This window comes from Gammaproteobacteria bacterium, assembly GCA_013697705.1.
GTDB lineage: Bacteria > Pseudomonadota > Gammaproteobacteria > UBA6002 > UBA6002 > UBA6002.
In genome coordinates, this window is the sequence record JACCWJ010000048.1 from 60,036 (window position 1) to 67,508 (window position 7,473).

Annotated in this window: 9 protein-coding genes; 1 reads left to right on the top strand and 8 read right to left on the bottom strand. The window is 41.2% G+C overall.

What is annotated here, in order from left to right; all coding sequences use genetic code 11:
- Positions 1-600, top strand: a complete 600-nt coding sequence (locus H0U71_09345) for a hypothetical protein (protein MBA2655251.1) — start codon at positions 1-3, stop codon at positions 598-600.
- 5 nt (positions 601-605) lie between these two features.
- Here the strand turns inward: H0U71_09345 and H0U71_09350 are convergent, their stop codons facing one another.
- Genes H0U71_09350 through H0U71_09385 form a run of 8 tightly spaced genes read right to left on the bottom strand, consistent with a single transcriptional unit; the run spans position 606 to position 7,191 of the window.
- Entirely contained in the window at positions 606-1,778 is a 1,173-nt protein-coding gene (locus H0U71_09350; protein MBA2655252.1) for a tetratricopeptide repeat protein, read from the bottom strand.
- Positions 1,775-2,827 carry a uroporphyrinogen-III C-methyltransferase gene (locus H0U71_09355; protein ID MBA2655253.1) on the bottom strand — a complete coding sequence of 351 codons (1,053 nt, stop codon included), beginning with the start codon at positions 2,825-2,827 and terminating at the stop codon, positions 1,775-1,777. Before H0U71_09355 ends, H0U71_09350 begins: the two co-directional genes overlap by 4 nt.
- A gap of 16 nt (positions 2,828-2,843) precedes the next feature.
- Positions 2,844-3,617, bottom strand: coding sequence for a uroporphyrinogen-III synthase (locus H0U71_09360; protein MBA2655254.1), 774 nt, complete (start codon positions 3,615-3,617; stop codon positions 2,844-2,846).
- Complete coding sequence (locus tag H0U71_09365; GenBank protein MBA2655255.1) at positions 3,617-4,279, bottom strand: DNA-3-methyladenine glycosylase; 663 nt, start codon at positions 4,277-4,279, stop codon at positions 3,617-3,619. Before H0U71_09365 ends, H0U71_09360 begins: the two co-directional genes overlap by 1 nt.
- Positions 4,279-5,214: a hydroxymethylbilane synthase gene (gene hemC, locus H0U71_09370; protein ID MBA2655256.1), complete on the bottom strand. Its 936-nt coding sequence runs from the start codon at positions 5,212-5,214 to the stop codon at positions 4,279-4,281. Before hemC ends, H0U71_09365 begins: the two co-directional genes overlap by 1 nt.
- A complete protein-coding gene (locus H0U71_09375) occupies positions 5,211-6,116 on the bottom strand; it encodes an acyltransferase (protein ID MBA2655257.1) in 906 nt (301 codons plus the stop codon). The genes hemC and H0U71_09375 overlap by 4 nt, the downstream gene beginning before the upstream one ends.
- Positions 6,117-6,137: 21 nt before the next feature.
- Positions 6,138-6,725: a hypothetical protein gene (locus H0U71_09380; GenBank protein ID MBA2655258.1), complete on the bottom strand. Its 588-nt coding sequence runs from the start codon at positions 6,723-6,725 to the stop codon at positions 6,138-6,140.
- A gap of 25 nt (positions 6,726-6,750) precedes the next feature.
- Entirely contained in the window at positions 6,751-7,191 is a 441-nt protein-coding gene (locus tag H0U71_09385; protein MBA2655259.1) for an MgtC/SapB family protein, read from the bottom strand.
- Between the last annotated feature and the right edge of the window lie 282 nt (positions 7,192-7,473).

The following is a 7,473-nucleotide window of genomic DNA, read 5'->3' on the forward strand; positions in this document are numbered from 1 at the left end:
ATGTCCTACAAAGCGGGGCAGTATTTGAAAATAGCGTATCCCCACGGAGAATTCATGCCTTTCTCCATTGCTAATTCCCCCACGGGCAGCAACGAGATTGAATTGCATATCAGGGTTGCTCCTGATGACTTGGACACGGAGCAATTTATTGAGCTTGCTGCTACAACTAAGCAAGTATTAATAACAGGTCCCTTTGGGGATTGCGCATATCCTAAAGAAAATAGTAGACCTTTAATTATACTTGCCGCAGGGACAGGTTTTGCCCCTGCAAAAGCAATTATTGAAAAAATTATTGAAATGAAGGACGTCACCCGAGAGTGTCATTTATATTGGTCTGTTAAACAGTCGGTGGATTTTTATTTACCTGACATGCCAAAAATTTGGCAAAATGCCCTGATTAACTTTCACTATGTGCCGATTATTACCCGATCTGAAAAACTGCCTAAAACAACTATGTTGGAAGCAGTCCTTCGCGATATTGGTAATTTTTCTCTTTATGATGTGTATGTATTTGGGCCACACGCTCTTGCATTAAACACATTACAATTATTAAGCGAGCGGGGTTTAAAAAAAGAAACGTTGTTTACGGATGTTCTATAGCCAAGTTATACAGTATTGAGGCCTTTGCGATAATAGTTAAGCGCTCTTTCATTTTCACCTAATTTTTCATAAACAAGTCCGAGGGATGAATAGACTTTTGACACCGGCTGAATTCTTAAACTATGTTCAAAATAATCTCTCGCTTGGCCCCATAAACGATTGCGCAAACATAATGTGCCCATTGCTCGTAATGAAGCGGCATCTTCTGAATGTTGCTTAAGGTATTTTTCACCGATGGCTAATTGTTTAACGGGATCTTCAGGCCGAGTAGTGACGTAGTATTCCATTAATTTGCCAGTAAAGTTTGTCTTTAATTCTTGTCGTATCAATTTTTCTGCTTCGCTGGTTCGGTTCCATCGATTAAGTTGATTTGCATAGGCGATAATTACATCCGTGTCATGACGCAAATACTTTGGCATTCTGTTCCAAAGGAGTTGAACTTGGGGAAACTCTACAAAATACTGATCTTGAAGCGAATGTAGATAAGCTTGTTTTTCGATCTCTAGATATTTTTCTGGGGCAAACACTTTATTTTTCTTGAGTTCTTTTAACAATAATTGCAGATGAGACCAATCTTTTAATTGTAAATATGATTCAGCCTGCAACATGAGAAGATAAGGATCTTTGGAATGTTGTTCTTTTATATTAAGTAATAAAGTTAATGCTTGTTCTGGATAATTATTTTTTAATAAAAATTGCGCCCGAATAATATCGGCAACATAGCCATTTTTTTGATCTTTTTGCTTAGCTTGTAATAGATAGCGATCACGTTTTTCCGCTGAATGTTGTTCATCTGCCGCTTGCGCAGCGAGGGCGTAACTAACAAAGGACAAGCCTTTGTTTTTGGTGCTCTTTAATAAATAGGTTTCTGCCTTGGTCCATTTGCCTCTTAACAATTCCACATAGCCTTTATTCAGCCGTTTAATGCCCTTTCGATCTTGATATTTATGCCACCAATGTTCAATACGTGAGGGCAGATGTACAGTATTTCGCAGCAGATTAAGCAGCAAATGCAATAAAAAGAAAACCAAGAGAAACGTTAACACAAGAAACCACGTACTCGTTTCAATGGCCCATTGTTTATATAGGACAATAATGTAGCCAGGATGTGCGTAAATGGTTGAACCCAGCCAAACAGCGCCTAATATCAGTAAAAAATAAAAAATCAGTTTCTTCATGAAGGTAACGCTCTTGGAATAGAATTAGTCGGAGCTGGAGTAATCATATTTTGTTTTGCTGATTCAGTTAATGTTTGCTGCGTATTACGAATGTAGGCTTGCAACAAGGTCATTGTATTTGAAAGGTTGGGCACATCAGGCTTAATATTCACTTGCTGCAGGTCTGTCACCATTTGTATCAGACTTGCACCACGAGCATTACGCGCAAAATATTTTTGTAATTCCTTTTTTGCTGCTTCTAAACTGAACTGATAGAGTGCTGGGTTTTGATGAAGCACAGCCCATTCAGCCTGTGTTAGTTTAAGACGAATATTTTCAACAATATAGACTTGGTGTTCGGGCGAAGGCATCGGCTCTATAGGTTCTTGCAAACGCCGTATCGTTAACACTCCTTTTAGACTGCGAAACACATCCATTAATTTTTCTTTCCAACTTTGATTCGTTTGAGCTTTCTTTAAGTGGGGCTCTAAAGGAATGATAGGAATGGTGGATAGCGTCGCAACCTGATCACCCATTGCAGAAAGTCGCGCGATTATGGCAGCGATATCCACTTTTGGAATGGAATTTAATGTAGTCAGTTCTCCCACTAATGATTTCCGAACGGGAGTGATAGTAGGGTCATTGATTTGTTCAAGTTTTCGATCAGCCTCTTGCAGCAACTTTGATGCAAAATCAATATTATTCTGAAAGATCAAATTATATTGAGCAAAGGTCAACAAATGCTGAGCTTCTTCTGCTGTCATAATAGAATTTCTTCTATCTTCTGATTGCGTTCGAGCAACCAAAGCATTAATCATCTTTTGATGATTATTTAATTCGGCAGTGAATTGCGATAATTTTGTCTCTACCGTTTGTACGAGTTGATGCTGTAAAGAGGCTTGTTCATTTTTTTGGAGTTGCCAAAAGAAAAGTTGAGAAGCTAATCCAATAATAGCGACAAGCAGCGCTAATAGCGCAGTAAATAAAATCCAACCTACTTTAGGCAGTTTTGGTGCATTTGAAGGTGTTTGTGTTTGCGGTTCAGCTAGCGATTTTTCTGGTTCCTGCATTCGGTATATCCCTAATTCACTTTGGTGATTGGTTAGCATACCATTTTATTATGCGCTCTAAAATAGCTGGTTCTGTTGGGTCTGCTGACAAGATTAGCATCTCCTCTCGGAATCCCTTGTGTAACGCTTCCTCCCGCATTCGTTGGCTAATAATAAGGACAGGGATGCTGAATAACCATTGCTGTTGTTGAAATGAAGACACGATTTTAAATACATTTTGCAGGCTTTCGCAGCTTGTTGAAATAAGCAGAGGTCTTGGCAAACTGACAAGATGCTCCATAGTCTCGCGATTGACGCTGGGACACTCGCGCTGATAAACCGCGATTTTTGATACGGAGGCTCCCTTCCTTTTCAGTTCATCTTCTAAAAAGAGCCGGCCTCCTTTGCCGCCGAAAATCACTATCTTTTTGTCCCTAATATCCTCAAAAAATGGCAACGCTAATAGATGTTCGCTATCAAATTTTTCTGTTGGCAGGATATCTACAGGAATCTTATGATTCACAAGTGCATCTGCTGTCCTCGGCCCTATTGCTCCAATAGCAGGCTTCAAATTGAGGGGTAAGCGGGGAGCGACGACATCTACCGCATTCTGACTGGTAAATATCAGCAAATGTTTATCGTTAATATTGCCCAGCATCATCTGTAATTCCGAGTTATTCAGTACACTGATTTCTAAGCTAGGAAAAAGCACCGGATGGCCAGCATGCTGCAGAACGGCTTTCCTTAAGTTTTCACTTTGATGTACCGCCCTGGTAATTATGATATCCAATCCAGACAACAGGGCTGACATTATGATTGCTCGTGAATAACGTAATCAATTCCAGGCCGATTATTTTTTTTGCTCAACGGATTACTTGTACATAAGCCAGCGTATTGAAAATCAATCATACGCAAAGGTAAATGCGCATCTCTTCCTTCGGGTATTCCGAGGCGAGTGGTTTGGATAACCTTCTCTGGGCTATAACCCACCTCATCTATGCGTATTTTTTCAGGATCAAACGTTTGCTGATTCCATTCTGGAACTTTCAACCCTAAAGATCGACAAAGCAATGTTTGCCCGGAACATAATTTATTTATGGGCTTCAACGTCGGTTTACCTTTGATGGTATTGAGTTTCAGCATCACCTCAATCATGTCGGGGGCTGCATCAATGAGATAGGGAATTCCTGCTTTAATTAGCACTGCATTGCCTTCACCTAAACACGAGACATTTATAGAGTCTCCTCCTCTTGCGTAATACATATAGATTGTTCCTGGCGGCATAAAAAGCGCTTTTCTTTTTTCGGTGAAGCCCAACGATGAATGACTGCCTTTCTCGGTTAAATAATATGCCTCAGCTTCAATGATCATCGCTGACATCCATCTATTTGCCAACCGATGACGTATGATTTTACCGAGCAACGTTCTTGCGACCTCTAGAGGATCTCGAGCGAAAAATTCGCTGGAGAGCATCAACGCCCCGACTCTTTTGGGATTTTAGCAAGCAATGCCTCTGCACCTTGGTCAATCAAATCTTGAGCCGCTTTATAACCTAGTGCTTCAGCCTGAGCTGTTGTTGCTTCTTGTGAGGTTTTGAGGATGCAACTTCCATTTGGGTCACCGACCATTGCCTTCAAACTTAGTACTTGATTATTTACGACAGCGTACGCCGCAATGGGAAACTGACAGCTACCGCCTAACTTTTGATTGAGGGTTCTTTCTGCTAGAACCGCGTAAGCGGTATCCGCATCGTTTAGGAAGGCTACATATTTTTTCAGAGTTGTGTCTTCTTGGCGGCATTCAATTCCTATGGCTCCTTGTCCAGCCGCCGGCAACATTTCATTAAAGGAAAAATAAGAATTAATTCTAGCGGCACTACCCAATCGTGTTAAACCTGCAGCCGCCAGTATGATTGCCTCATATTCACCATTATCTAGTTTTTGCAGTCTTGTGCCGACATTGCCACGAAGAGGCTCTATGTTCAAATCGGGCCGAATAGCTAATACCTGAGCTTTGCGTCGTAAACTCGATGTGCCAACTATGGCATGCGGTGGCAAATCAACTAGCGTTTTGAAACCGTTTGCAACAAAGGCATCTCTGGGATCTTCACGTTTACAAACAACGGTTAATTCGAGTCCCTCAGGAAGTTCTGCAGGCATGTCTTTAATAGAATGGACTGCCATATCGGCGCGATGTTCTAAAATGGCCTGTTCTAATTCCTTAACAAACAAACCTTTGCCACCAATAGCATTGAGTGGCGTCGCAAACATTTTGTCGGCTGTAGTGAGTATTCCTAATAATTCTACGTTGACTTCAGGATAACGAGTTTGTATTTGAGTTTTGATAAAATTAGCTTGCCAGAGCGCCAAAGGACTTTTGCGCGTAGCGATCCGAATAGTGAGAGTCATGGCTTAAGCTCTTCTGCCAAAGTAGTTTCAATTAAATTGTTTTTATTTTGCCAAATAGTATTCAACCAACTTTGAAAATGCCTGCGAAAGACTGGGTCGTTGTAGTAATCTCCATAAAGAGAATGATCCAGCGGTATCACTCTGTATTTTACGGTAATTTTAGGTATTTGTCCGGAGATAAACTTCCAAAAAGTGGGCCTTGGATGTGAGTAAATGATCGTAACATCCACTACTTCTTTTATGTAATCTTTAAGCTCAGAAACGACTAAGGCCACTCCGCCTGATTTAGGTCTGAGTAAATATTTATACGGTGAAGAACGGTCACGTTGTTTCTCGACGGTAAAGCGTGTGCCTTCTAAAAAATTCATAACAGTTGTCGGTCTTTGCTTAAATTTTTCACACGATGCTTTTGTTGCTTCTAAGTCTGCATTTTTTTTCTCGGGATGTTTTCTAAGATAAGCTTTGTTATGACGCTTCATGAATGGAAAATCTAACATGTAACAGGCCAGACCGCCCATAGGCAAGGTCCATAACAATTCCTGTTTCAGAAAAAACTTAATCAAACGAATTTTGCGATTAAAGATTTTCTGCATGACGACAATGTCAGCCCATGTTTGGTGATTCGCAAAAACGAAGTACCAGTGATTAAAATCTAAATTACCTTCGCCTTCTACTACCCACTTAGTTTTGCCCCCTAGCTTCAATAACAGACTATTGATATCGGTCCAAACAGAAGGAATGACGTCATTTTGCACTCTTTCGATAAAGTTTTTGCCTGATTTGAAGGGTACAAAAAATTTAATAATTCCGGCGATAACAATAAGTGAAGCCAGAAGCATGATATTAATAAAAAAAAGTAATCCGGCAACTACACCCACTACAGGAGCTGGTAAAAATGACACTATTAGCACCTCTAATTAAAATTATTGACCATCGCTATTTGAGTTGAGGGGATTGGGTTTGTTTTTAAAGAAATCTAAGCTTTCATATATTTGCTGGATATTTACCGTTTGAGTTTTGACTATAAATGGACAATCCCACACATTAGTAGAATGGCAATTTCGATAGCCCCCCAAATCTTTACCCCATAGTCCACCCGTAGGAGCGATGGATAATGTGTCATTTTGTAAAGTAATGGGGAAGGACGTTGCCAGGTTCCCTTTATAAATACAAACCATTTTTCCAACATTAATACCAATCCACTGCGCCCCTACGAAACTTTGAATTTGGTTATCAAAAGACTCTGAATAACTTTTCCAGCCCCTGGCGGCGGTTCCCCAATAAAGGCCATTTTTTATCAACTCGTTGGGTTGGGGACAAAAAAAAGTTTGTAAGGTGACTTGCGTTCCATCAGATTGATTAATGACCTTGGGCGCTGTGACTGCGGGAGGAGTTACAGCAGGATTGGCTGGGACAGAGGGCTGGCCATTTTGTGCAAAGATAGAGGGAGTATCAATCAGGCACGAAATCAAAATTAGGATGAAAATTTTAGCCTGAAAAAAATTACGCATGATATCTACCTCATAACCTAAAGACTTATTTCGCTTTATTTGCCTTAGCAGAAATTGTTCGCCAAAAACGTGTCCGTGGAATTCGAAGAAAAACCAAGATAATTAAAGTGGTCGTAATACTCACCGCATACATGCCAAAGGCAATCGCTAAACCTATTGCAGAAGTACACCACAACGTAGCAGCCGTAGTTAGCCCCCCAACTTGGTCACCTACCCGAAAGATGACCCCCGCGCCAATAAACCCAACCCCGATTGCGACTTGGGAAGCAATACGTGAGGGATCAGCAGGGAAGGGCAGACTTTTAGAGATGATTCCAAACACACAAGCGCCCATGGCTATACAACCAAAAGTACGTATTCCTGCTTGAGCGCCTCTATGCTCACGCTCCCATCCTATGGTACCGCCCGCAATAAAGGAAAATAACACTTGGAAAAGCGTATAGAGTTCATTTAAAAACTGTGACATTAATCTTCCTTTTATTTTATTTAAAATATACGCATTTTCGGACGTAATTCAAGGATTAGTCTGATTAGTCTCTTTGAAAGGGAGACGCCTCATGAGATACTGTGACCGATTTTGAAACCAAATTATGACCTCTAGCCTCTGCGTTGGGCCCGTGACTGTGGCCTCTACGTCGGAGCCGGACTTGCCTCTACGTCGGAGTCGCGACCTCCCTGCTACGTCGTCCCGCGACTTGTTCGCGGGATCCACGTCCCGAATGCTGGATCCCGCGAACAAGTCGCGGGA